Raw genomic sequence first — 22948 nt, 5'->3', positions numbered from 1 at the left:
AAGTCGTCACCTAGAGTCAGCTAGCTTACGCTACGTTCAGCACGCTCTCCGGCGCAAAGGCTTCGTAGCCAAGTGCGTCGGCGACCGGCTTGTTGGTGATGCGGCCCTTGTGGACGTTGAGGCCGTTCCTCAGATGCTTGTCTTCGGCGACGGCACGCAGGCCGCGATCGGCAAGCGCCAGGCCGTGGACGAGCGTGGCATTGTTCAGCGCATGCGCCGAGGTGACGGGAACAGCACCCGGCATGTTGGCGACGCAATAATGCACCACGCCATCGACCTCATAGGTCGGGTCGGAATGGGTGGTTGCATGTGAGGTCTCGAAGCAGCCGCCCTGGTCGATGGCGACGTCAACAATGACGGAGCCTTTCTTCATGCCGGACAGCATCTCGCGAGTGACGAGCTTCGGCGCAGCCGCACCGGGGATCAGCACGGCGCCGATGATGAGATCGGCCGAGAAGACCTCCTCCTCCAATGCCTGGATGCTGGAATAACGGGTGTGAACGCGGCCTGAGAAGATGTCGTCGAGCTGGCGAAGGCGCGGCAGCGACCTGTCGAGGATGCTGACATCGGCGCCGAGGCCGGCGGCCATCCTGGCGGCATGCAGACCGACGACGCCGCCTCCGATAACCGCGACCTTGCCCGGCAGCACGCCCGGCACGCCGCCGAGCAGGACGCCGAGGCCGCCATTGGCTTTCTGCAGGGCGGTCGCGCCCGCCTGGATCGACAGGCGACCGGCGACCTCCGACATCGGTGCCAGCAGCGGCAGGCCGCCGCGCTCGTCGGTAACCGTTTCATAGGCGATTGCGGTGACGCCGGAGGCGATCAGACCCTTGGTCTGTTCAGGATCGGGCGCCAGATGCAGATAGGTATAGAGAAGCTGACCGTCGCGCAGCTGCGCCCATTCTGAGGGTTGCGGCTCCTTCACCTTGACGATCATGTCGCATTTTTCGAAGATATCCTTGGCGGAGGCGGCAATCTTCGCGCCAGCCGCGGCATAGGCGGCGTCATCGGCGCCGATCCCGGCGCCCGCCTTGGTTTCCACCCAGACCTCGTGGCCATGGGCGACGTATTCGCGCACCGAAGCCGGCGTCAGGCCGACGCGATATTCATGATTCTTGATTTCCTTCGGGCAACCGACACGCATTGGCGTTCCTCTCCTGTCATCCCGCAACCGCGGATCTCCTCGGATGATGAATCCAACCACCAAGGCGATGAAATGTCCTTGCAAAGACGATTTGCCGAAACGCGATTTTTCGGAGATTATTGCGTTGTCATCGTTATTTTTCGAAAGTTCTTCGAATGGCCGATCTCGATACCATCGATCTTGCGATTCTTAAGGTGCTGCAGGCCAATGCACGCATCACCAACGCCGAGCTTGCCGAAAAGATCGGACTGTCGCCTTCGGCCTGTTCGCGCCGGCTCGACATTCTGGAGAGAAGCGGCGTCATCGGCGGCTATCACGCGCGGCTTTCGCATAAGGCGCTCGACTATAAGATGATCGCCATCGTGCATATCTCGCTCTCCGGCCAGTTCGCCAAGACCCTGGCGGAATTCGAGGCGGCGGTGAAGCTCTGCCCCAACGTGCTCGTCTGCTACCTGATGTCGGGCGAATATGATTATATCCTCAGGGTCGCCGCCCGCGATCTCGAGGATTATGAGCGCATCCATCGCGACTGGCTGTCGGCCCTTCCCCATGTGGTCAAAATCAATTCGAGCTTTGCACTCAGAGAAATCATCGACAGGCCGAATGTCGGGCTTTGAGACCTTGCATCTTCGCTGAAAGCCTGACCAGACTCTCGGTGTTTCCCGCTCAACGGCATGTCATGACATCGAAGACCCACGGTTATATTTTCGCTCTGCTGGCGATTACCATCTTCTCTCTCCAGGACGCCATCTCGAAACATCTGGCGTCTGCTTACCCGCCGATCTTCGTGACGATGATCCGCTACTGGGCCTTTGCGCTGTTCACGATCATCCTCGCTTCGAAGATGCGCGGCGGCCTCAAGGCAACGGCCCACACCAAACGCCCGCTTCTTCAGGTGGTGCGCGGCGTGCTGCTTGCGGTCCAGGTGGTTCTGGCCATCACTTGTTTTGCCATAATCGGCCTTGCCCGTTCACAAGCGATCTTCTCAGCGACGCCGATCCTCATCGCGCTGCTGTCAATGCCGATCCTTGGCGAGCGGGTCGGCTGGCGGCGGTGGGTGGCGATCGGCGCCGGACTTTTCGGGGTGCTGCTGATCCTGAAGCCGGAAGGCGAGTTTTTCGATGTGAAACTGCTTCTGGCTATCACTTCCTGCTTCAACTTCGCCTTCTATGTCATCGCGACCCGTCTCGTCAGCCGCGACGATTCGGCGATGACCAGCTTCTTCTATACCGGCGTCATCGGCGGCATCACCATGACCATCATCGGCCCGTTCTACTGGAGCTGGATGTCGCCCGGAGACTGGGGCTGGATGGCGCTCGTCTGCATGACCAGCATTTCCAGCCACTATTTCCTGATCCGCGCCTATGATCTTCTCGATGCCGCTGCCGTCCAGCCGCTGACGTATCTGTCACTGGTCTACGCCTCGATCATCGGCGTGACGATCTATGACGAAACGCTCAGCCTCAACACGATTATCGGCTCGATCGTCGTCGTTGCCGCCGGCATCTTCACCGTCTGGCGCGAGCATGTCGTGGGGCGCAGAGCCGCCATGGCCAACTGAAGTTTCATTGCAATTTTAGCCAAGCCACTAAAACCATTTCAATTTTCGGGCGCTATGCTCCCCTGACGTATCCAAGGGAGACCGTATGACCCGCAACTTGAAAATCACGGCGCGAAAAGCCGACCGGCAAAACTGCCGGGTCTTCGGCAGCGTCAAACATCTGAACAGTGAAGTGGATGCCCGCATTCTCAATCTGTCGGTGACCGGCGCTGCCCTGGAGACGAAGACGCCGCTCCATGCAGCCTCCGGCAGCAAGGTGCGCATCGAAGCTGAAAACCTCGGTCTGCTCGAAGGCATCATCCGCTGGAAGCACAACGGCCGTGTCGGCATCCAGTTCGACGTGAATTCGAATGCGCGGGCACAGGTCTCCTCCTATTTCCGCTTTTTCCATAAGGAAATTCGGCCGGTCCTGGCGGTGCGTCAGCTTAGAGCCGCGACCAACGCCGACCGCCCACCTCACTTGGCAACGTCGACGCCGAAACCGTTACGCTGAACCGCCTTCGCGCCGAAGATCCGGCTGAGATCGTCCAGTCGCAGCGGCCGACGTTGACGTCCAGATTGACCGCGCCCTGGCTGCGGCAGTTGGCTGCGGCAGTCAGGCGCTGAGCCTATAATTGATCCTGTCCCCGTCGGCCCCGTCTGCACCATAAATTGCATTTCAAAACCACATCGCCCTTGCTACTCATTGTTTTGCCGTCCTGTCATTTTTGCAGTGTACTCCTCGCCAAATCGTCCTAATTCTGACGGGCCGGACGATGCATGATCCTTCAAGGAGAGTTTCGATGTCTTCCATTTTCGATGTCGGCGTGATGAGCCGCCGTTCCCTGCTTGGCGGCCTTGCCGCCACCTCCGCCCTGGTGCTGCTGCATCCCTTCAGCGCGCGAGCCAGCGCCAACCAGGCGCATCTCCGGCTGATGGAAACGACGGATATTCACGTCAACGTCTTTCCCTATGATTATTATGCCGACAAGCCGAACGACACGATGGGGCTTTCCCGCACCGGCACGATCATCGACAAGATCCGCGCCGAGGCCGTCAACTCGCTGCTGATCGATAATGGCGACGTGCTGCAGGGCAATCCGATGGGCGATTACATGGCCTATCAGCACGGCATGAAGGACGGCGACGTCCATCCCGTGATCAAGGCGATGAACACGCTCGGCTACACGGTAGGAACGCTCGGCAATCACGAGTTCAATTACGGGCTCGACTTCATGTTCAAAGTGCTGTCAGGCGCGAACTTTCCCTTCGTCTGCGCCAATCTGACCAAAGGCCAGCTCGCCTCGGACCCGAAGCAGGACGATCTGTTCTTCAAGCCCTACATGATCGTGGAAAAACAGATCAAAGACGGCGCCGGCAATGAGAGCCCGGTCAAGATCGGCTTCATCGGCTTCGTGCCGCCGCAGATCATGCTCTGGGACATCAAGAACCTCGAAGGCAAGGCGCAGACGCGTGATATCGTCGAGGCCGCCAAGGCCTGGGTTCCGGCCATGAAGGAAGCCGGCGCCGATATCGTCATCGCGCTTTCCCATTCCGGCATCGACGGAGCCGCGCCGTCCGAAAAGATGGAAAACGCCTCGCTGCATCTCGCCGCCGTCGAGGGGATCGACGCCATCTTCACCGGCCATCAGCATCTCGTCTTCCCCGGGCCGAAGAGCTGGGACGGCATCGCCAATGCCGATCCGGTCAAGGGCACGCTGCATGGCAAACCTGCCGTGATGGCAGGATTCTGGGGCTCGCATCTCGGCCTTATTGACCTGCTCCTCGAAAAGGACGGCAACAGCTGGAAGATCGTTGATTTCACCTCGGAAGCACGGCCGATCTATCATCGCGACGACAAGAAGAAGGTGGTTGCCGATTACGCCGACAAGAAGGACGTGGTCGAAGCCGCCAAGGCCGAACACGAGGCCACCCTTGCCTATGTCCGCACCCCCGTCGGCAAGACGTCGGCACCGCTCTACTCCTACTTCGCGCTCGTCGCCGACGATCCCTCCGTGCAGGTCGTCAGCCAGGCCCAGACCTGGTACATCAAGCAGATGCTGGCCGATACCAAGTACAAGGATCTGCCGGTGCTTTCGGCGGCGGCCCCCTTCAAGGCCGGCGGCCGTGGCGGCGCCGATTACTATACCGACGTCCCGGCCGGCGATATCGCCATCAAGAATGTCGCCGACCTCTATCTCTACCCGAATACGGTGCAGGCCGTTGCCATCACCGGCGCCCAGGTGAAAAACTGGCTGGAAATGTCGGCCGGCATGTTCAATCACATCGACGCCGGCGCGAAGGATGCGCCGCTGCTCAACAACGATTTCCCGTCCTATAATTTCGACGTCATCGACGGCGTGACCTACCAGATCGACCTGTCGCAGCCGCCGAAATATGATTCCTCCGGCAAGGCGATCAATCCGGATGCCAACCGCATCCAGAACCTCGCCTTCGACGGCAAGCCGATCGATCCCGCCCAGAAATTCGTCGTCGTCACCAACAACTACCGCGCCGGCGGCGGCGGCAGTTTCCCGGAGATCGCCACTGATAAGGTGATCTTCCAGGCGCCGGACACCAACCGCGATGTCATTGTCCGCTATGTCCACGACCAGGGCACGATCAATCCGTCGGCCGATGCGAACTGGACCTTCAAGCCGCTGCCGGGCACGACGGCAACCTTCGAGAGCGGCCCGAAGGCAAAGCAGTTCCTCGCTGCGGTCAAGAGCGTCAAGATCGAGGATGCCGGCGACGGTGCGGACGGCTTCTCGAAGTTCAGGCTGGTTCTCTAACCAAAAGAAATACGAAGGCGCGTCGGCTGCGCCTTCCCTATTCGGCCGCGAGCGGGATTGCGGGTTCACGCAGTTCCGCGATCTGGGCGTGGAAATCCGCCTGGCTCGGGCAATGGGTAAGCCGGGTGCGGAACGCGTCGATCATCCAGGTGGCGGCAGGTCCGGGCGGGTTGGCGAGCCGGCGCATCGAATAGATGGGATACTCCCCCTGTTCGTAGGCATCGAGATCGAGATGGATGAGCACGCCGCTCAGGAGATCGTCATGGATGAGCGATGCCGGAAGTCCGCCCCAGCCAAGGCCGGCCTTGATCAGCTGATGCTTCGTCGAAATATCGCTGACGCGCCATGTTTTGTAGGACAAAACGTTGAAATCGCGCCCCTTCGTCAGGCCCGACGCATCGGTGACGACGAGCTGCACCTCATCGCGCACGTCGCCGAGCGTCAGCGGCCGGTCGAGCCCGGCAAGCGGGTGGTTAGGCGCGGCGACAGGCATCATGAAGGAGTGACCGATCCGTTCGGTGACGACCGAATCGTCCTGCTTCAGAACTGCTCCGCCGATGCCGATCGTCGCCTTGCCGCCCATGACCAGATCCATGACCATTCCGAGCTCGCCGACGTTGAGGTTCAGCGAAACCGATGGGAACATCTCGCGGAATTCGTGGAGCACATCAACCACGGCCTTTGAGGGCACCATGACGCTAATGGCAACGGAAACCTCCGCTTCGAGCCCTTCCTTCAGGCTCTTGACGCGCGCCCGCATGACCTGCAGGTCGCCGAGGATACGGCGCGCATCCTCCAGCATCGCCCTGCCCGCCTCCGTCAGCTTTGGCTGGCGGGCGCCGGAGCGCTCGAAAAGCGGCACTTCAAGCTGCGCCTCGAGATTGGCGATCGTATAGCTGACGACCGACTGAGCCCGGTTCAGCGCCCGCGACGCAGCCGAGAAGCTGCCGGTCTCGGCAACGGTCAAAAACACCTGCAATTGGTCCAGGGTCGGGTTCGGAAGCATATCCATCCATTCCATCGATAGTTTCGATCGACATTATCACCGTTTTTTCGATATCAAGCCAGACCTATTTTCCGCTTCGAGACTGCGGCTCACCTCCCAAAACGGGCCGACAAATCCAATTCGAAAGGAAATGCACCATGTCGTCCATCCTTCTTCTGACGTCCAGCCCGCGTGCCGAATCGCTCTCGACGCCGATCGCCGTTGAACTCGCCGAGAAGCTGAAGAACCAGAATCCAGGCAGCGTCCTCGTTCGCCGCGACCTTGCCGCCAGCCCGCTGCCGCATATCGACGACCTCTTCACCGGCGCGATCCGCAAGCCGGCCGAGGCCCGCACTGCCGAGGAAGTCGCCGCCGTCAAGACGTCTGACGAACTCGTCAACGAACTCTTTGCCGCCGACACGATCGTCATCAGCACCGGCCTCATCAACTTCAACATCTACTCCTCGCTGAAGACCTGGATCGACAACGTCGCCCGTGCCGGCCTGACGTTCAAGTACACGGAAAGCGGCCCGGTCGGCCTGCTCACCGGTAAGAAGGTTTACGTGGTGCTTACCTCGGGCGGCGTCTACTCGCAGGGACCGGCTGCCCCCTTGAACCACGCCGTGCCGTATCTGAAGTCGGTTCTCGGCTTCCTCGGCATCACCGACATCGAGACCATCTACGTCGAAGGCCTCGCCTTCGGTCCTGAAGCTGCCGAAAAGGCCATCGACGCTGCCAAGACGCGCGTCCAGGAAATCGCGCTGGCCGCTTAATCGGCTCTTCAACGCTTACCATAGTGCAGCGGCCGGCATTCGCCGGCCGTTTGTCATTTGTCGATAGCAGCGACAAAATCCCGGACCGTCTCGAGAATTTCGGCCGACAGAGCCTCATCGGAGGAAATCCTGGCAAGGCCGACGCCGCCGGCCATCATCGCGAAGGCGATGACCGCCTTGCGCCGTCTTTCCGCGTCGGCTCCCGACGCCTTGCTCGCCAAAGCCTCGAAATTAAGCCGGAGCCGTTCCGTCGCAATCCCCCGCGCCTTGTCGTCGCCACGGGAGATATCGGAGGTCAGGGCGGCGAAGGGGCAGCCCTCGCCGGGATTGTCGCGATGATAGGCGCTCAGATAGCGGTCGGCAACATCGGCGGCCGTCATCTTCGCCGGGTCTATCCCGTCGGCCTCCAGCTTGCGTCCCCATGAATCGAAAGCCGACTGGATCGCCTCGGCGACAAGATCGTCGCGGGAGGCGAAGTGCTTGTAGAAGCCGCCAACGGTCAATCCGGCCTCCTTCATCAGGTCGGCGACGCCGACACCTTCCAGCCCCTCCTCTCGCAGCCGCCTCGACGCAGTCTCCACGATCTTTTCGTGCGTCTTCTGTTTTTCCAGCTGCGAACGACCCATCCGAATCTCCCCGTATCAATTTCGAACGAGCATGATGTCGGTCGAAAACCGCTTATACTTTTCGGCATCATGCTGCTTGACTCATGTAGATTACAATCATAATCCTTGTAGATAACGATCATAATCCAGATCGTTGCCATTTCCAAGAGGAGCATGAATCATGCGTCTAAGAAACAAGGTCGCGCTGATCACCGGCGGCAACAGTGGTATCGGTCTTGCGACCGCCAAGGTCTTCATCGACGAGGGTGCAAAGGTCGTCATCACCGGCCGCAATCCCGAAACGCTCGCCGCCGCCGAAAAGGCGCTTGGGGCCGGCGTCGTCGCGCTGAAGGTCGATGTCACCGATGCCGCCGCCACCGAGAAGGCCTTTGCGGAAGCCGCCGCAAAGGTCGGCAAGTTCGACATCGTCTTCGCCAATGCCGGCATCGGCGGCGCGACACCGCTCGGTGACACGTCGCCGGAGCAATTCAATTAGATCATCAGCACCAATCTCACGGCCGTCTTCTTCACCGTGCAATCGGCGCTGCCGCATCTCAGCGACGGCGGTTCGGTCATTCTCAACGGTTCGGTGCACGCCGTGCTCGGCGCTCCCGGCTGGTCGGCCTATGCGGCGACCAAGGCCGCGGTCCGGGCGATGACGCGCAATATGGCCTCCGAACTCGCGCCGCGCGGCATCCGCGTCAATCAGGTGACACCCGGCGGCACGAAGACGCCGATCTGGTCGCCGATGGCCCAGACGGAAGATGCGATGTCGGCGCTCGAGGCGCGCATCGGCGGCATGAGCCCGCTCGGCCGCATGAGCGAGGCCGACGAAATCGCCAAGGCGGCGCTCTACCTGGCTTCGGATGATTCTGCCAATGTCACCGGCATCGAGATCACCGTCGACGGCGGCATGACGAGTGCCCCCTCCGGCGCCAAGATCTTCCGCGCCGCATGAGCCAGCGAGGGTCGGGCAAATCGGACTTGCCCGCCCTCGATCAGCGGTTCCTTGCGCGGTCGACCACACGAAGCAGGACGATTGCCAGATTGGCGACGGCAAGCAGCAGCAGGACATGGAGCATGGCCTGGATCCCGGAGGAAACGATGAGGTTGCCGGCGATCAGCGGAAAGCCGAAGACGCCGATGAAATAGGACAGCGAGAACAAGAGAAGCGATTGCGGCATGAGACCTGCGGGCGCTTCATTTGCTGCCAGTCCGTTGATGACGGAATAGGTCAGCCCATAGCCCAGGCCCAGCATTGCCGCGGCTCCGAGATAGGCCAGCTGACTTGATGTCACCACCAGGAACAGCAGGATGGATGCCAGCGTCACGCTCGTCAGCACCAGAAGCGAATAGAATGGATCCCTCTTCACCACATATCCCGCCACGAACAGCCGGCTCAGGATGGCGGCGGACATGAAGCCGATGAAGAACAGCGAATAATCGAAACCGTGCGCCTTGGCGTAGCTTGTCTGAAAGCTGGAGAGCCCGCCGAAAATCGCCCCGCCGATGCCGACCATGGCGATGGAATAGATCGCCCGCGAACCTATCACCTGACGCGCTGCGGCAAAGGAGATCTTGTTGACATGCGGCAAAATCTTGCCGGCATTGGTCAGCCTGAGATGCAGCAGGAAATAAAGCGCGCCGCCGGCGAGACTGGAGAGGAAAGCAAAGGCGAAGGCCGTTTCGATCGGAAGGGCCCAGCCGGTGGCAATACGGCCGATGATCGGTCCGGCGCCGATGCCCGACATCATCGATCCCGACAGCAGGGCGAAGAACCTGATCCGGTGCTCGGGTTCGGTGATCGCCGCCACCAGAATAGGCCCGAGCGCATAGAAAGTGCCCCAGCCGATGCCGAGGACGAAACCGACGGTCATCAGGCTAAGCCCGGCTGCCGGGACCGTGGCAAATCCCAACCCGGATGCCGCCAGAAAGAGCGCTGAAACCGCCACCGCCCGCGCCGAGCCGATGGCATCGGCGATGTGGCCGGACAGGATCACGAGAATGACGGTGCTGACGGTCGCGGCCGAAATGATCAGGCCGGCGAGCGCCTCGTTGCCGCCGCGCTGACCGACCAGCACCGGGATCAGAAAGGTCACGCCATAGGCGATCGACAGAAGAAACCCGCCGATGCACAAAACGGCAAATTCGCCGCCATCGACCTTCCTTCGCACAGCTGCATCACTCATATCTCCAAGCCCCTTGCAGGAAAGCTGATCCGTTGCGGCAATGGAGATCACGTTTGCATTGTGCTAACAAGCCGTTTTTATTGTTATTATAACCCATTGAAAAGGCATGATATCGCTGTCAGGCGTTTCGGTTTATGCAACATCACAAACACCGGCAGCGGACGCACTGCGTTTGATCGGGTCAACCGAGTTGCACGACACCGGAACGGCCGACGACACAGTTGCGGCCGCTCTTCTTTGCCGCGTAGAGCCTGCCGTCGGCAGCCGTCAGCACGGCGGTAAAATCGACGCCGTCCTCGTCGGCGGTCGCAACACCGATGCTGACCGTGACCGGCTTGTCATCCGGCGTCTTGACGCTGGTGGCGATCGTCCAGCGCAGGCGTTCGGCAAGCAGCAAAGCTTCCTCGTGATCGGTGCCGGGGCAGACGGCGACGAATTCCTCGCCGCCGAAGCGGAAGATGCGGTCGCTCGAGCGCAGCGTCGTACCGAGGCGGGCGGCGATCGCCTTCAGCACCTCGTCACCCTGGAGATGCCCATAGCCGTCGTTGACATCCTTGAAGTGATCGGCATCGATAATCAGGACCGTGGCGTAGAGACCCTGTCTCAGCGCCTCACGCATCATCAGCGGCGCCTCCACCTCCATGCGCGTCCGGTCATAGACGCCGGTCAGCATGTCGCGACCGGTACGCTCCAGAAGATCGTTGTAGCGCTCGCGGAACGTCAGGTCGCCGAACACGTCGCTGATCGAACGCGCGGAGCCGGCCTTGCCGCCGCGGCGAATACGATATTCATAGATTGCAAACATTGCCGCATAGAGGCAGACGGCAAGCATTTTCGCCTTCCAACCTGCCCAGAATGCGGCGATCGGCACATCCAGGAAATAATTCAGCGCTGCAAAAAAGCCGATCTGGTCGAAGGTCAGCAGCACGAAGCCCGAAATCAGGAAACGCAGGACGACGCGCCGGCGGAAGAAATCGCCGAGTTTTTCGTAAAGCAGAATGATGCCGAGCGAATCGACATAAAGCAGCGCCGTGCCCCAGACCATCAGCCAGCCCATCTCCTGGAGGAAATCGACATCCGGCGTGTGGGCGGGCGACATCTGCAGCGGCAGGTGCAGTTGCAGCACCCAGGCAATGCCGACGGTGAGCAGGTTGCCGAGGAACAGGCCATAGATCGGCTGGCGCACCGTCGCGGCATCTTCCTGTAGGTAAAGCATCAGGATCATCATCAGCTTGCCGGAGAAGAAGACCGACGAGCCCGGCGACACATCCCCGAACGGCAGCGAGACATAGAAGACCGCCGCCAGGTAGGTTTCCATGAAATGCATGACGCCGAGCGCCGTCAGGAAAACCCCGAGACCGAGCCGATGACGGAAGTGCAGAAGCGTCACCATCAGCACGAAATAGGCGACGGCTTCGACGACGAAAAGGGCGAGGTTGAGCGTCTCCATCACCATACCCCGGCTTCAGGCCGGCGCCCTGGACGGAACGCGGGCGCAACGGTCGCGACAGCGGATCCTTTGGTCGATTGTCCGAAAAAGTCAAACACGAGGGCGGCCCTGCACATGCTGCAGGCGACACCTTTGACTGCAACCCTTTAAGATTGCGTGAGCGAGATGCCGATCCGCGACGGTGTCGCCGCGTCACAGGATTGAAAAAGAAGAATAATTGCGGCCACGCATGGATGCGACGGATATCCCGGTCTCAGACCTGACGAAGCTTCTCACCGTCACCAAAGAGTGACGAACCGTGCTGATCGATAATCTGCTGCGCCTTGCGCACCGTGCATTCGAGCGCATCGTCGGAGGACGAGAACAGATCGGCGCGGATAAAATTGCGCACCAGAACCTCGTCGCCGACCTTCTTTTCGATGCGACCGGCAAGGCGATATTGGCTGCCTTCCCTGCGCGGCTCCGCGTAGATCGTGCAATCGTTATAAAGCTGCGGCTCGCCGGAAGGGCCTGCCGCCTCGGAAGCCGGTTTGCCGCCGCCGGAGAACATCGAAAAGAGATTTGAAAGGAACGAAGCCATGATCCGCCTTTAGCACGATGGCATTGCTGTCGCCAAGTCAAATGATCAGGTTGGCGAGGATCTCGTTTTCGGTGATATCCTCGTAACCCATGCCGGCGGCTTCGAAATTTCCGATCAGCCGGGCGAAATTCTCCGGCGCCTTGGTTTCGATGCCGATCAGGATCGAGCCGAAATTGCGCGCCGATTTCTTCAGATATTCGAAGCGGGCAATATCGTCGTCAGGGCCGAGCAGATTGAGGAAATCCCGAAGCGCGCCGGGGCGCTGGGCGAGCCTGAGGATGAAATATTTCTTCAGCCCTGCGTAACGCATGGCTCTTTCCTTCACGTCAGGCAGGCGCTCGAAATCGAAATTGCCGCCGGAGACGACGGCAACGATGGTCTTGCCGCGGATCGCCTGAGCGTCCATCGCAGCGATCGCCGTCAGCGACAGAGCGCCTGCCGGCTCCAGCACGACGCCTTCGACATTCAGCATCTCCTGGATGGTGACGCAGATGGCGTTCTCCGGCATCAGCTGCACTTGGCTTGCCGGGAAATCGCGCAGCGCGGCGAAATTCAGGTCGCCGATGCGGGCGACGGCAGCGCCGTCGACGAAGTTGTCGACCTTGGCAAGCGTCGTCACCTCACCTGCCTCGATGCTGCGCCTCAGACTCGGTGCGCCGGCGGGCTCGGTGAAGACGAAGGCCGATTTCGGCACGATGCCGTCAAGATAACCGGTGATGCCGGCGGCAAGCCCGCCGCCGCCGACCGGCAGCACGACCATATCGGGGACCGTTCCCTCAGGCAGCTGCTGCATGATCTCGGCGGCGACCGTCGCTTGCCCTTCGATAATATCGGCATGGTCGAAGGGCGGCACCATGACGCCGCCGACCGCTTCGACATGGTCGCGCGCGGCCTGGTAGCACTGGTCGAAGAAGTCCCCGAACAGCCGGATGGTAATGAATTCGGCGCCGAACATGCGGGTCTTGTCGATCTTCTGCTGCGGTGTCGTTACCGGCATGAAGACGACGCCCGGCACGCCGAAATGGCGGCAGACGAAGGCGAAGCCCTGGGCGTGATTGCCGGCCGAGGCGCAGACGAAGGTCTTGCCGGCAGCACCCTGCCCGATCGCCTTGCGGAAGAAGTTGAAGGCGCCGCGGATCTTGTAGGAGCGCACCGGCGATAGATCCTCGCGCTTCAGCCAGATATCGGCCCCGTAACGCGCCGAGAGATGATCGTTGAGCTGCAGCGGCGTTGCCGGAAAAAGGCTGCGCATTGCCTCTTCGGCGCTTTCGACATCAAGTCTCGTCACGGGCGTGATCCATTCTCATAATGATACCGCCGCTATGGCACAGGCCGGCCGGCATAGGAAAGGCCGCTTCGGCCGTTTACGGTTCGGTCCAAGCCCTGTTTGCGAAAGCTTTTCTTAAGCCCACCGCGAAATAGCCGGCACATGAACTGATTTTAACTGTCAATGAAAAGACGAGCCACTAAATATGAAGCCATGATCATGTTCAAATTCGCAAGGCCGCTCGCCTGGCTGCTGCTCGCCTTAATCATCTTTGTGACGGTTTCGCCGATCGGGCTGAGGCCGGAGACCGTTACGACTGTCGATACCGACCGCGCGAGCGCCTATATTCTTGTCGGCCTCGCCTTTGCGCTCGCCTATCCGAAACAGTGGAAATTGGTGGCCGTGCTGCTGATCGCTGGTACCGTCGCCATCGAATATCTGCAGTACCTCTCGCCGACGCGCCATCCGCGCCTGCATGATGCCGGCATCAAGGCCATGGGCGCCGCCATCGGACTGCTGGCCGGCTGGGTGATCAACAGGTGGCGCGAGACGCTGATTATCTCCGGTTAAAAACCGCGAAACTCCACGGCCCAGAAGAACAGCGGTATTGCAGCAATCGCGGTTCCCAGAACAAGCGCGATACTGGTCTTGAATATCCGGATGCGCCGAACCCTGGCACCAGTCCAATCGTAAACCATCGCCTTACTCCCACAAGACAACACTTACTCAACCGCCGCGGCGCAATCCTTACACCGAAAACGCTCTTGTCAAGCAATAACACGCTTATATCCACAATATACATGTATATTCAACCGGTATTAAGCAGGTGCGTGGGCAAGCAGAACCGAACCCCGCATTACCAGGGCCGATAGACTGTCGCTGAGATCCGTTACACTTGATCGGCGCTGGGGACGACTATGATCCCATCAGTGCAGCGCCGGATTGGTGCTCGGCGGCGAGGAGGTCAAATGCCCCTCGCCGTCTCTCGCGCCTGTGCACGAATTCCTAAGATCGCAATCCGGAACGCAACGGCGCTATGGCGCCAATCATTCAACCCTAGCCGTCATAATGGCCAGAGAATGCCGCTTCCGCTGACTTGACCGTGACAGCCACATTCACGCCCTTTGTCACCGTCGCGCCGGTGGCGCGAAGATCGGTCACGACTTTCAGGCCGCCCGCCTTCGGGACCGGGAGCGGCAGTACTGTGCCGGCGTCCAGATCAGCGACCCATAGCCCGTCTTGACCATCAACACTAATAACAACAACTGTAGCCATGTTTTTGCCCTCTCTAACGATTGATGTTTAAAATCCAGCTTTCTTCAGGCCTTCACGATAAAGATCTTTATGCCATTGCTCTTTACTTGGTACTGCGGACAACCACTTGTCCACATCGAAGTCCGGATTGCCTTCACGAAACCTTCGTACGAAGATCCGCGCCTTGTCCTGATGACCCAACATGGCCCAATTTGCAGCGGACAACCTATCCGCTAAATGAGGATCGGCCATCTGCCCGATATAGTCCAGCGAAGCTTCGAATTCGCCGAGGGCATAGTTTGCTCCCGCAGCAGTCCAGAAATAGGTGTCGGGACCGAGCGGGTTCAGCTCGATTGCCCGCTCGATCTTTCGCAAGGCCATGGCCGGGAGCGAACAATGAACCAGCGTGTCCGCGTAGTCGGCAATCACGTCGGCGTAGTGCGGGGCGAGGCTTTCCGCCACTTCCATGGCTTCGGCGCTTTCATCGAAGGCACCCTGCAACAACTTGGCGACACCGAGCTCGCGATAGCCATCGGCGAAGTCCGAACGCATCTCGGTGACCTGCTTGGCGAAGGTCTCCGCCAACTGCAAAAGATCGATATCTCCCCGAGCCGTCAGCAACCATTCCTTGGAGTAGGTCCGCGCCATCGAACTTAGCGCCGGTGCGAAATCGGGGCTGACGCTGAGTGCGGCTTTCATCTCCTTGCGGACGCGCCGCAGGTTCGGAAGCGTCAACCGCGCCAGATGCCGCCTGCCGACAAGATATCTGTGGTAGGCAACCGGGTTCAGATCTTCGCGCAACGCCTCATGACGCTCGATTTCGCTGGATACGGAGAGAGCGATCTGCCGGGCAACAACTCGCCTGTCTCTGGCGAGATCCATACGATCGAGGCTGAACCTTTCGGCCCAGACGATCTGATTCTGATCGAAAAAGATCAGTTGGGCAAAGAGCGTCACCTCATCGCCCATATTGCTGATCCGGGTGTCGAGGATATAGTTGACGCAATGGCGTTCGAAGAAAGCCTTCTGCGTCTCCACCTGGTGGCCGATTTGAACCGCCGAATACGGGGCTATGACCTCCAGGCTGTTGAAGACACAAAATCCGATCGTTATATCCTCCACCAAAGACGCAGCTAAAAAACCGGCTTGCGGCCGAGCGGATTGATTTTTAGGGGGAAGCAGCACCAGGCGGGGAATGGAAATCCGGATATCTTCGGGCTCCAGGGGAAGAGAAGCCTCAAGTTTCGCCTTTGACGACGCGGATGGCGGGCGCAGGTATTTCGTGTCACCGTCGTCGGATCCGGTACGCGCGGAACTGCCTCTCGATGTCGCACTGCGCCGCTGTTCGAAATAGCTCCGAAGTAATTCGACTTCCCCTTCCGCCTTGAGGATCTTTATGAGCAGTTGCAGCGTCTCGGGATCCTTCGGCTCGGTCCGAAACAAGATAACCGCCGCCTTCCTCAGGAGTTCGGCGTTCTTTCGCGACGGGGCCAGCTGCGACGCCGTTCTCAAAGTATTGGCGAGAAGCTCGTTATGGTAATTTTCACGTTCGGCGAGCCAATACTGAAACTGGCGGCTCTGGCTGTGAACCGGCTCGAGAAAAGGCTGGTTCATCAGCGTCACCAGCTGTCTCAGCCGGGAGAACGGCTCAACCTCTTCCTCCTTGTCGGCCAGGAGCATGTCAGACGATAGTGCCCCCCGGTCGAGAGTGAGCACGTTGCCCTGAGATGAAAGGATGTTTACCCCAAGATCGATTTGACGGGCCTTAATTCTCGAAATCACCTTCCGCAAAGTCGACAGTGCAACCTCCCGGTCGGCCTCGCCCCAAAGGAAGCGAGCCAAGGTCGTTCGATCCGCCGAACCTTGATCGGTTGTAAACAAATAGGCGAGAAGCAGCAGGCCTTTCTCGGGAAACGCGACAGCGTTCCCCTCCTCGTCGACGAGCTGCAACCTCCCGAAGGTCTTCAGAACAAAAGCCATTTTGCCTTTTAAGTCACCACATGTCCCGGCGCTCACAATGAAAAGTGAAGTGCACGTATTGCAACAGTAAAAATCGCGAACTCTACCCCAGCCAGCACTTTGTCCCAATGTCCTGCGAAATTCAACAAGCTTCTGTCGCAGGGGTTGTGTTAAGTTTTCTACGCTGACTGGCATGAAATTTCGCAATCGACTGTCGCGCCCGGCATGGGGACAGCGTCAATTTAAAACTTCCTAATGTTCAGTTGCTTGTCGGAGCTTTGATCGGCGCACCGGATTGTCGCTTTACTGCCGAATGCAGCCGGACATTCGAGCGACCGGGTATGGAGGGCTTCCAGCGTTTGAAACGGAATCGCACCTCGCCACTGAATATCGGTTGAGAATGCCGCCTCTCTTTGTTAGCAGGGAGAACCACGCGGACGTGGTGGAATCGGTAGACACAAGGGACTTAAAGCAAAATTGAGTGCACTGGCGGAAACGCCTGATGTAGAACTGCTCAAAGTCGGGGAAACCTGTCAGATGGCAATCCCGAGCCAAGCCCCGCAAGGGGAAGGTGTAGAGACTAGACGGGCAGCACCTAAGGCAGACGCTAGGGTGAAGGTATAGTCCAGACCACAAACGCCGGAAGGCGGCGGCGAAAGCCGTAGCGGTAAGAAAATCCCTCGGCCTTAGGCTATGCGGGTTCGACCCCCGCCGTCCGCACCATATGCCATACAAATCAGGCCACCCATGAGAAGATGGGCGTCACCGCAGCCCTGCGGGTTTCATTGCGAGGGAAAACCGTTGAACCGGTACAGTTCCCACCCAAATCCGTCTTTCAGCAACAAAGTCGATTCCGGCAACATTCGCGATATGGTTATTTGCGCCAACCCAAACTTGGCGGCGCCAACGCGTTCGGCCAACAATTCCTGTTTCTCCGTCACCCGGATAAAGTACCGGATGTTGTTACGTTTGACGAAGGCGTCCACATCATTTTCGGAGTCGGGAAATATATAAGGGGGCAGCAACCATCCCCTATCTCTGCCTCCCGTGTAGGCGGCCGCAAATAAAATGCTGCCCGTGTCGAACGGTTGAAATACAGTCCTCAAATCATTTGCCGCAACATAGCGATAAATGATGTAACCTTCACGCTGGGCCCCAAGAAAGCCATCGAGTTTTTGCCGGCCGATCAGGACTTCCATGACTCCCTGCTCCATCCAGGAATAGGGTTGGCGGCTGGGCCGATAAACGAATTTGACTGCAGGAAGACAGAACACCACAAGAGCGATAACCACCACTGCAAGCGTAAACAAATGGCCATTGATGGCCCTACGTCCTGCCAGCAGGCGTGCAGACATGTCGAACACAAAGCCGCCCGGTTGAGCGGTTTTGCTGACTGCAATTTTTTCCACGATCAGACTCGCGCCAATATAAGCGGTCGAAAAATATAGCAAATAGGCCGGCGTCGCCCATCGGATATGGTTGAACATGACGGCGTACCAGATGATGAACATCGCAGCAGTTGTCGCTACAAGCACAAATATCCTTCTGAACGACGCGAGCAATGCGCCGATGATCAGGATGAGAGCGACGATCGCATATCGCCGGCGATCCAGAAACCAATCATGCAAGATAAAGAAGAAGTCGTGCCAACCCTGGCGGGTCGTAAGATCGGTCACGAAAACCCGGTTTGCCGGATCGAAAGCACGGCCGAGCTCAAGTCTGTAGTCCGCCATCCACTGATCCGAAAGTCCGGGATGCCCAAAAATGAAAGGATAGATAGGGTTACCGAGCACGATGAGATTTTTGATGTACCAGTAGCCCGCAAGGGATAGAAACGCGGCCAGGCAGGTCAAAAAAAGCGAAAATGGCATTTTGCCGCGATAGATCGACGGCAAGAGCGCCAAACCGATCAAGCCAACCATCTGAAGCTCGGTGTATTTGCCGCCGACTGCGCCACCCACGAGCAAAGCACAAGAGACGATCTCAGAGGGCCTGCCGGTCTCAAGATAGCGCCAGAGATAAAGGACGGCGGCAACCGAAAAACAGGATCTGGGAAGATCAGTTAAAGGGACTGCCACGCCTGGCGTAAAAAAGGGCTGAAACACGATCAGGAAGAAAACCAGCAACAATCCAGCCGCCCGCCAGCGGTGTGTGAGCAATAACAAAAATCCGAGGAAAATCGCCGCGTTCATCAGGCCCGCCCCGAGCCAGTGATCGACGAATAGCAATGTGCTGGCAAAAAGCACATTGAAGAAAAGCGGTATGTTTCCGTAAAAATTGCTGCCTATCTGCGGCGTGACAAACCCACCATGGGAAACGATGCTTTGCGCGAGCGGAATCTGAAATGCCCAAACATCCGCCGATCCTGCCGGGAAGAGCGCTGTTACCGAAATCACCCCAATCAAGACAATAAATGCGCCCGATGCCAAAAGAGGAAAGGGATTGCCGTTGGCAGTCGCCCGCACGCCCACCCCCGCCAGATTGCGCAAATCAACAAAAGTCGCCAGAACATCATTCCGTCGCCAGATCATCAAAATCGCGGCAAGAGGCAACACGATTTCTATGCGCAACAGATGAATGACTCCGAGGGCCGTTGCCAAACCACCGACGAGAGCAATCCCCGGCAAGATACCGCTCAAGAGCAGATCCGTGCCGTCACGAACAGGCGGATGAAAGCCGCGGTTTAGCCAAAGCACAAGAGCGCGATTGAGGGTCAGGCCAAACAGTAAAATCGCGGCAACGACAAGCCACACCGCAAGGACAGTCATGATCTTATGTTCCTCTCCCCCACTGCGATTGCTTACTGCGAAGACAGCGTAGATTCCGGCGCGCGAACTGCCGGATCGTGTGCAAATCTGGAAGGCAGCGATCCATCGCCAGGTAGGGAAATGCTGAAAAGGTTTGGGGGCTTTGCACTTCGATCTAATTGCCTTGTCGCCGACAGACCCGCCATAGCTTGTAAACCGTTTGCCTGCAATCCGAGAGACGCAGTGATTACCTGGGAACTATAGCTCGTCGGCGTCTAGCGCTTTCGCCACGCCCGCTGGAGGTGCCGTGGAGCGAGCCGCACTTGAATTCTTCGTTGTTTTAGTTTCGGTAAAAGTGACGCATCGGCGAGTGTTTGCAAAGCGGCCGAAGGGCGCTACCTATTCACCAGCCTCACATCACGGAACATCCCATGAGCCACGCCACCGTTGTTACCGCCGCCATGCTCGCCATTGGCGACGAACTTCTTTCCGGCCGCACCAAGGACAAAAATATCGGCCACCTCGCCGATCTGCTCACGCTTTCCGGTATCGATCTCAAGGAGGTGCGCATCGTCGCTGACGATGAGGAGGCGATCGTCGAGGCGTTGAACGCGCTTCGCGGCAAATATGATTACGTCTTCACATCAGGGGGCATCGGGCCGACGCATGACGACATCACCGCCGATGCCATCGCCAAGGCCTTCGGGGTGCCGTGCGAATATGACGAAACGGCGATGACGCTGCTGGCCGATATGTACCGTCGCCGCGAGATGGAATTCACCGAGGCGCGCCAGCGCATGGCGCGCATGCCGCGCGGATCTGTCCATATTGCCAATCCGGTGTCGACGGCGCCGGGTTTCATCATCGGCAACGTCCACGTGATGGCTGGCGTGCCGCAGGTCTTCCAGGCGATGGTCGACAATGTGCTGCCGATGCTTCGAACCGGAACGCCGGTGCTCTCGCTCGCCATCGCTTGCCCTTACGGCGAAGGCGAGATCGGTACGCCCCTGACGGCGATCCAGAAAGCCCATCCGGAAACCAGCATCGGCTCCTACCCCCGCTATATCGGCCAGAAATTCTCGACCGAGATCGTCGTGCGTGGCCGCGCGCAGGCAGCAATCGATGCGGCCGGCGCCGCGGTGCAAGACATGATCGACGTCATCCGCCAGAGGAAGGACATCGCCGATAACCATTCCGCCGAGGCTTGAGGGCATAACCGGAACCGGGGATCAGGCTTAATCCCCGTCAAGGAACGGAAGAACGGTCCGGTGCATTCCTTCCCTCGCGCACGCCATTTCAGCGCAAGGAGAATTGATATGTCTTACAAAACCATTCTCGCCATTCTCGATACAGCAGACAATAGCGCCGCCGTCGCCGATTTCGCCTTTGCCATTGCCGCCGAAAGCGGCGCCCATGTGATCGGCCTGCATGCCGAAAACATCTCCGCCGTACCGCTGGTGGCGCCGATGGAAATCCCCGATCCCGTCGCCGTGCAGGCGCTGCAGGATATGGCGCATGGCGAAACGATCGCGGTAGAGCGGATTTTTCGCGCCAAGGCTGAGGCCTCAGGCGGTTCCTCGGAGTGGCGCAGCTTTGCCACCTCCATCGGCTACGGCTCCGCACCGCTGATCGAAAGCGCCCGCAGCGCCGATCTGCTGATCGCCTCGCAGGCCGATCCGGCCAAATCCTCCGACAGCCATGTCGACGTCGACAGCTTTCTCTTCGAAACCGGCCGGCCGGTGCTGATAATCCCCTACATCATCCGTCAGCCAAAGCCGATCAAGCGCGTGCTGATCGCCTGGAACGGCTCGAAGGAGGCAGCGCGCGCGACCTTCGACGCGCTGCCTATCCTGAAGGCGGCCGACGCGGTGGAGATCTTGTCGGTCGATCCGGCCGACACCGCACTGCAGTCGCCGCTGACGGCAGGCACCGATATCGCCGCCACGCTCGCCCGCCACGGCGTGAAGACGACGCTTTCGACGGCTCGAAGCGTGGATAAAAACACCTCGCACGTCATCGAGAACCGGCTTTCGGACAACAGCATCGATCTTCTCGTGATGGGCGCCTATACCCATTCCTGGCTCTGGCAGATGATCTTCGGCGGCACGACGAGGACCTTGCTGCAATCGATGACGGCGCTGACGCTTCTGTCGCGTTGATCGGCTGCTCTTGCCTTTTGCCGGCAAATTCCGTTAATTGCGCCGACCGATGACGGCTTCGGGCCTCGGCACAACTCGCGCAGTGCAGCGCGCGATCTCGCGCAGTTCCGGCTCGCGCGATTTCTTGTTTTGCCGATCGCCGCCTCAAGCCCCTCCGGTCGCCGGCAAACGGCGTGTTGATTTTTCATGCCGCGGAGCAGCCCGATGTCCCTTCCCGATAAAGCCTTTCCCGTCTCCTGGGATCAGTTCCACCGCGATGCGCGCGCCCTTGCCTGGCGGCTTGCCGGCCTCGATCAAACGTTCAAGGCGATCGTCTGCATCACCCGCGGCGGCCTCGTTCCGGCCGCGATCATCTCGCGCGAACTGAACATCCGGCTGATCGAGACCGTCTGCGTCGCCTCCTATCATGACTACGTCAACCAGGGCGACATGACGCTGCTCAAGGGAATAGCGCCCGAGCTCGCCGAAAACGGCGGCGAAGGCGTGCTCGTCGTCGACGATCTGACGGACACCGGCAAGACCGCCGACCAGGTGCGCACCATGCTGCCGCGGGCGCATTTCGCTTGCGTCTATGCAAAGCCGAAGGGTGTTCCGACGGTCGATACCTTCATCACCGAGGTGAGCCAGGATACGTGGATCTACTTCCCTTGGGACATGGGCTTCACCTACCAGGAGCCGATCGCCAAGGGGCCGCGCTGAGCCCATAGGTCGCAGCGCGCACCCCTCGTATTTACCACTTGAAATTGTTCCAGTTTTTGTCGGCGAGGTTTCCTGAATCCGCTATCGGGATCTGCACATCTATTTTAACTTATTCGCATAAACTCGGCAGCTGCGAATCGTATCAAACTGCGCTTAAAGCGTGCAGCAAACGATGCGGTAGAAGGAAACGACGATGGCGCGGTGGGGACATGTTGCGGTGGTTGCCGTCGGGCTGGCGGCATGTCTGCTTCCCCTCACGCCTGCCCGCGCCGAGCCTGCCTATGTTCCCCTGGTGCGCGACTATGTCGAGACGCGGATCCGGCCGATGGTGGAAACGCCGTTGGTGCTGAAAGCCATCGCCGAGCAGAATGCCAAATTCACCGATGTCAGCGAAATCGACATGCGGGTCCTCGATGAGACCTATCGGTCGGAGGTCGATCGGCACCATCTGCAGATGGTCCAGCTGCTGCTCGACAAATCCGTGTCGAACTACCTGAAAACCAGGCAGGACGCCTCGCAGGGGGCGATCGTCGAATTTTTCGTCACCGACAGTCATGGACTGAATGTGGGGCAAAGCACCATCACCGCCGACTACTGGCAGGGCGACGAGGAGAAATACCTCAGAACCTTCGCCGACGGCTCGCGAGAGATCTTCATCGACCGGGCGGAACGCAACCAATCCACCCAGATGCTCGAAACGCAGGCGAGCTTCGTCGTCATTGACGAAGAGGACAAGGCGATCGGCGTCGCCACCGTCACCATCGCCATCGACGCGCTCTGAAGAGGGCTGAATTCGGCGCCGAAT

20 protein-coding genes and 1 pseudogene are annotated in these 22948 nt (G+C 59.3%); 11 read left to right on the top strand and 10 right to left on the bottom strand.

Annotation, left to right across the window (positions count from 1 at the left end; all coding sequences use genetic code 11):
- Window positions 1–25 precede the first annotated feature (25 nt).
- Window positions 26–1144: an alanine dehydrogenase gene (gene ald, locus K6N12_RS07525; protein WP_097625237.1), complete on the bottom strand. Its 1119-nt coding sequence runs from the start codon at window positions 1142–1144 to the stop codon at window positions 26–28.
- Between the two features lie 155 nt (window positions 1145–1299).
- Here ald and K6N12_RS07520 point away from each other — a divergent pair, with 155 nt between their 5' ends.
- The 4 genes from K6N12_RS07520 to K6N12_RS07505 all read left to right on the top strand — a co-directional run bounded on the left by K6N12_RS07520 (window position 1300) and on the right by K6N12_RS07505 (window position 5476).
- Window positions 1300–1761, top strand: a complete 462-nt coding sequence (locus K6N12_RS07520; RefSeq protein ID WP_003587050.1) for an Lrp/AsnC family transcriptional regulator — start codon at window positions 1300–1302, stop codon at window positions 1759–1761.
- A gap of 62 nt (window positions 1762–1823) precedes the next feature.
- Window positions 1824–2705: a DMT family transporter gene (locus tag K6N12_RS07515; RefSeq protein ID WP_097625236.1), complete on the top strand. Its 882-nt coding sequence runs from the start codon at window positions 1824–1826 to the stop codon at window positions 2703–2705.
- Window positions 2706–2790: 85 nt separating this feature from the next.
- Window positions 2791–3198 carry a PilZ domain-containing protein gene (locus tag K6N12_RS07510; protein ID WP_097625235.1) on the top strand — a complete coding sequence of 136 codons (408 nt, stop codon included), beginning with the start codon at window positions 2791–2793 and terminating at the stop codon, window positions 3196–3198.
- Window positions 3199–3487: 289 nt separating this feature from the next.
- Complete coding sequence (locus K6N12_RS07505) at window positions 3488–5476, top strand: bifunctional 2',3'-cyclic-nucleotide 2'-phosphodiesterase/3'-nucleotidase (protein WP_097625234.1); 1989 nt, start codon at window positions 3488–3490, stop codon at window positions 5474–5476.
- A gap of 37 nt (window positions 5477–5513) precedes the next feature.
- Here K6N12_RS07505 and K6N12_RS07500 read toward each other — a convergent pair whose 3' ends face one another.
- On the bottom strand, window positions 5514–6482 hold the full coding sequence (locus tag K6N12_RS07500; RefSeq protein WP_097625456.1) for a LysR family transcriptional regulator: 969 nt from the start codon (window positions 6480–6482) through the stop codon (window positions 5514–5516).
- Between the two features lie 137 nt (window positions 6483–6619).
- Between K6N12_RS07500 and K6N12_RS07495 the strand changes: the two genes are divergently transcribed.
- The gene (locus K6N12_RS07495) at window positions 6620–7234 is read left to right on the top strand and encodes an FMN-dependent NADH-azoreductase (RefSeq protein WP_097625233.1); all 615 of its coding nucleotides are present in this window, start codon (window positions 6620–6622) and stop codon (window positions 7232–7234) included.
- Window positions 7235–7287: 53 nt separating this feature from the next.
- Here the strand turns inward: K6N12_RS07495 and K6N12_RS07490 are convergent, their stop codons facing one another.
- Window positions 7288–7860, bottom strand: a complete 573-nt coding sequence (locus K6N12_RS07490) for a TetR/AcrR family transcriptional regulator (RefSeq protein WP_097625232.1) — start codon at window positions 7858–7860, stop codon at window positions 7288–7290.
- 160 nt (window positions 7861–8020) lie between these two features.
- Between K6N12_RS07490 and K6N12_RS07485 the strand changes: the two are divergent.
- Window positions 8021–8797 (top strand): annotated as a pseudogene (locus K6N12_RS07485) (SDR family oxidoreductase).
- 40 nt (window positions 8798–8837) lie between these two features.
- Here K6N12_RS07485 and K6N12_RS07480 read toward each other — a convergent pair.
- The 4 genes from K6N12_RS07480 to ilvA all read right to left on the bottom strand — a co-directional run bounded on the left by K6N12_RS07480 (window position 8838) and on the right by ilvA (window position 13346).
- On the bottom strand, window positions 8838–10028 hold the full coding sequence (locus K6N12_RS07480; protein WP_097625231.1) for an MFS transporter: 1191 nt from the start codon (window positions 10026–10028) through the stop codon (window positions 8838–8840).
- Window positions 10029–10209: 181 nt separating this feature from the next.
- Window positions 10210–11481 carry a GGDEF domain-containing protein gene (locus K6N12_RS07475; protein WP_097625455.1) on the bottom strand — a complete coding sequence of 424 codons (1272 nt, stop codon included), beginning with the start codon at window positions 11479–11481 and terminating at the stop codon, window positions 10210–10212.
- Between the two features lie 250 nt (window positions 11482–11731).
- Window positions 11732–12058 (bottom strand): HlyU family transcriptional regulator, encoded by a 327-nt coding sequence (locus K6N12_RS07470; RefSeq protein WP_003587069.1) that lies wholly within the window; start codon window positions 12056–12058, stop codon window positions 11732–11734.
- A 37-nt stretch (window positions 12059–12095) separates the two neighbouring features.
- On the bottom strand, window positions 12096–13346 hold the full coding sequence (gene ilvA / locus K6N12_RS07465) for a threonine ammonia-lyase (RefSeq protein WP_097625230.1): 1251 nt from the start codon (window positions 13344–13346) through the stop codon (window positions 12096–12098).
- A 192-nt stretch (window positions 13347–13538) separates the two neighbouring features.
- On the opposite strand from ilvA, the gene K6N12_RS07460 reads away from it, so the two are divergent.
- Window positions 13539–13895, top strand: a complete 357-nt coding sequence (locus K6N12_RS07460) for a VanZ family protein (RefSeq protein ID WP_097625229.1) — start codon at window positions 13539–13541, stop codon at window positions 13893–13895.
- A 486-nt stretch (window positions 13896–14381) separates the two neighbouring features.
- Here K6N12_RS07460 and K6N12_RS07455 read toward each other — a convergent pair whose 3' ends face one another.
- From K6N12_RS07455 to K6N12_RS07445, 3 genes are all read right to left on the bottom strand, one after another.
- Window positions 14382–14600 (bottom strand): hypothetical protein, encoded by a 219-nt coding sequence (locus tag K6N12_RS07455; protein WP_097625228.1) that lies wholly within the window; start codon window positions 14598–14600, stop codon window positions 14382–14384.
- Window positions 14601–14627: 27 nt separating this feature from the next.
- The gene (locus tag K6N12_RS07450; RefSeq protein ID WP_097625227.1) at window positions 14628–16559 is read right to left on the bottom strand and encodes a hypothetical protein; all 1932 of its coding nucleotides are present in this window, start codon (window positions 16557–16559) and stop codon (window positions 14628–14630) included.
- Between the two features lie 761 nt (window positions 16560–17320).
- Complete coding sequence (locus tag K6N12_RS07445; protein ID WP_222148791.1) at window positions 17321–19306, bottom strand: hypothetical protein; 1986 nt, start codon at window positions 19304–19306, stop codon at window positions 17321–17323.
- 410 nt (window positions 19307–19716) lie between these two features.
- Here K6N12_RS07445 and K6N12_RS07440 point away from each other — a divergent pair, with 410 nt between their 5' ends.
- The 4 genes from K6N12_RS07440 (at window position 19717) to K6N12_RS07425 (ending at window position 22924) form a co-directional block, all read left to right on the top strand.
- Window positions 19717–20493, top strand: coding sequence for a competence/damage-inducible protein A (locus K6N12_RS07440; RefSeq protein ID WP_097625225.1), 777 nt, complete (start codon window positions 19717–19719; stop codon window positions 20491–20493).
- A gap of 108 nt (window positions 20494–20601) precedes the next feature.
- Window positions 20602–21444 carry a universal stress protein gene (locus tag K6N12_RS07435; RefSeq protein ID WP_097625224.1) on the top strand — a complete coding sequence of 281 codons (843 nt, stop codon included), beginning with the start codon at window positions 20602–20604 and terminating at the stop codon, window positions 21442–21444.
- 204 nt (window positions 21445–21648) lie between these two features.
- Window positions 21649–22143, top strand: a complete 495-nt coding sequence (gene gpt / locus K6N12_RS07430; RefSeq protein WP_097625223.1) for a xanthine phosphoribosyltransferase — start codon at window positions 21649–21651, stop codon at window positions 22141–22143.
- Window positions 22144–22336: 193 nt separating this feature from the next.
- Window positions 22337–22924, top strand: coding sequence for a hypothetical protein (locus K6N12_RS07425; protein ID WP_097625222.1), 588 nt, complete (start codon window positions 22337–22339; stop codon window positions 22922–22924).
- The last annotated feature ends 24 nt before the right edge of the window (window positions 22925–22948 follow it).

Source organism: Rhizobium redzepovicii, from assembly GCF_019793435.1.
Lineage (GTDB): Bacteria > Pseudomonadota > Alphaproteobacteria > Rhizobiales > Rhizobiaceae > Rhizobium > Rhizobium redzepovicii.
This window is presented reverse-complemented; position numbering and strand designations above follow the sequence as displayed.

Excerpts from the sequence above, each read along its gene's own strand:
- K6N12_RS07495 (WP_097625233.1), top strand. The coding sequence starts at position 6,620 with ATGTCGTCCATCCTTCTTCTGACGTCCAGCCCGCGTGCCGAATCGCTC.
- K6N12_RS07445 (WP_222148791.1), bottom strand. The coding sequence starts at position 19,306 with ATGACTGTCCTTGCGGTGTGGCTTGTCGTTGCCGCGATTTTACTGTTT.
- K6N12_RS07450 (WP_097625227.1), bottom strand. The coding sequence starts at position 16,559 with ATGGCTTTTGTTCTGAAGACCTTCGGGAGGTTGCAGCTCGTCGACGAG.
- K6N12_RS07440 (WP_097625225.1), top strand. The coding sequence starts at position 19,717 with ATGAGCCACGCCACCGTTGTTACCGCCGCCATGCTCGCCATTGGCGAC.
- gpt (WP_097625223.1), top strand. The coding sequence starts at position 21,649 with ATGTCCCTTCCCGATAAAGCCTTTCCCGTCTCCTGGGATCAGTTCCAC.
- K6N12_RS07490 (WP_097625232.1), bottom strand. The coding sequence starts at position 7,860 with ATGGGTCGTTCGCAGCTGGAAAAACAGAAGACGCACGAAAAGATCGTG.
- K6N12_RS07435 (WP_097625224.1), top strand. The coding sequence starts at position 20,602 with ATGTCTTACAAAACCATTCTCGCCATTCTCGATACAGCAGACAATAGC.
- K6N12_RS07425 (WP_097625222.1), top strand. The coding sequence starts at position 22,337 with ATGGCGCGGTGGGGACATGTTGCGGTGGTTGCCGTCGGGCTGGCGGCA.
- K6N12_RS07500 (WP_097625456.1), bottom strand. The coding sequence starts at position 6,482 with ATGCTTCCGAACCCGACCCTGGACCAATTGCAGGTGTTTTTGACCGTT.
- K6N12_RS07520 (WP_003587050.1), top strand. The coding sequence starts at position 1,300 with ATGGCCGATCTCGATACCATCGATCTTGCGATTCTTAAGGTGCTGCAG.
- K6N12_RS07460 (WP_097625229.1), top strand. The coding sequence starts at position 13,539 with ATGATCATGTTCAAATTCGCAAGGCCGCTCGCCTGGCTGCTGCTCGCC.
- K6N12_RS07515 (WP_097625236.1), top strand. The coding sequence starts at position 1,824 with ATGACATCGAAGACCCACGGTTATATTTTCGCTCTGCTGGCGATTACC.
- K6N12_RS07510 (WP_097625235.1), top strand. The coding sequence starts at position 2,791 with ATGACCCGCAACTTGAAAATCACGGCGCGAAAAGCCGACCGGCAAAAC.
- K6N12_RS07480 (WP_097625231.1), bottom strand. The coding sequence starts at position 10,028 with ATGAGTGATGCAGCTGTGCGAAGGAAGGTCGATGGCGGCGAATTTGCC.
- K6N12_RS07505 (WP_097625234.1), top strand. The coding sequence starts at position 3,488 with ATGTCTTCCATTTTCGATGTCGGCGTGATGAGCCGCCGTTCCCTGCTT.
- ald (WP_097625237.1), bottom strand. The coding sequence starts at position 1,144 with ATGCGTGTCGGTTGCCCGAAGGAAATCAAGAATCATGAATATCGCGTC.
- K6N12_RS07455 (WP_097625228.1), bottom strand. The coding sequence starts at position 14,600 with ATGGCTACAGTTGTTGTTATTAGTGTTGATGGTCAAGACGGGCTATGG.
- K6N12_RS07470 (WP_003587069.1), bottom strand. The coding sequence starts at position 12,058 with ATGGCTTCGTTCCTTTCAAATCTCTTTTCGATGTTCTCCGGCGGCGGC.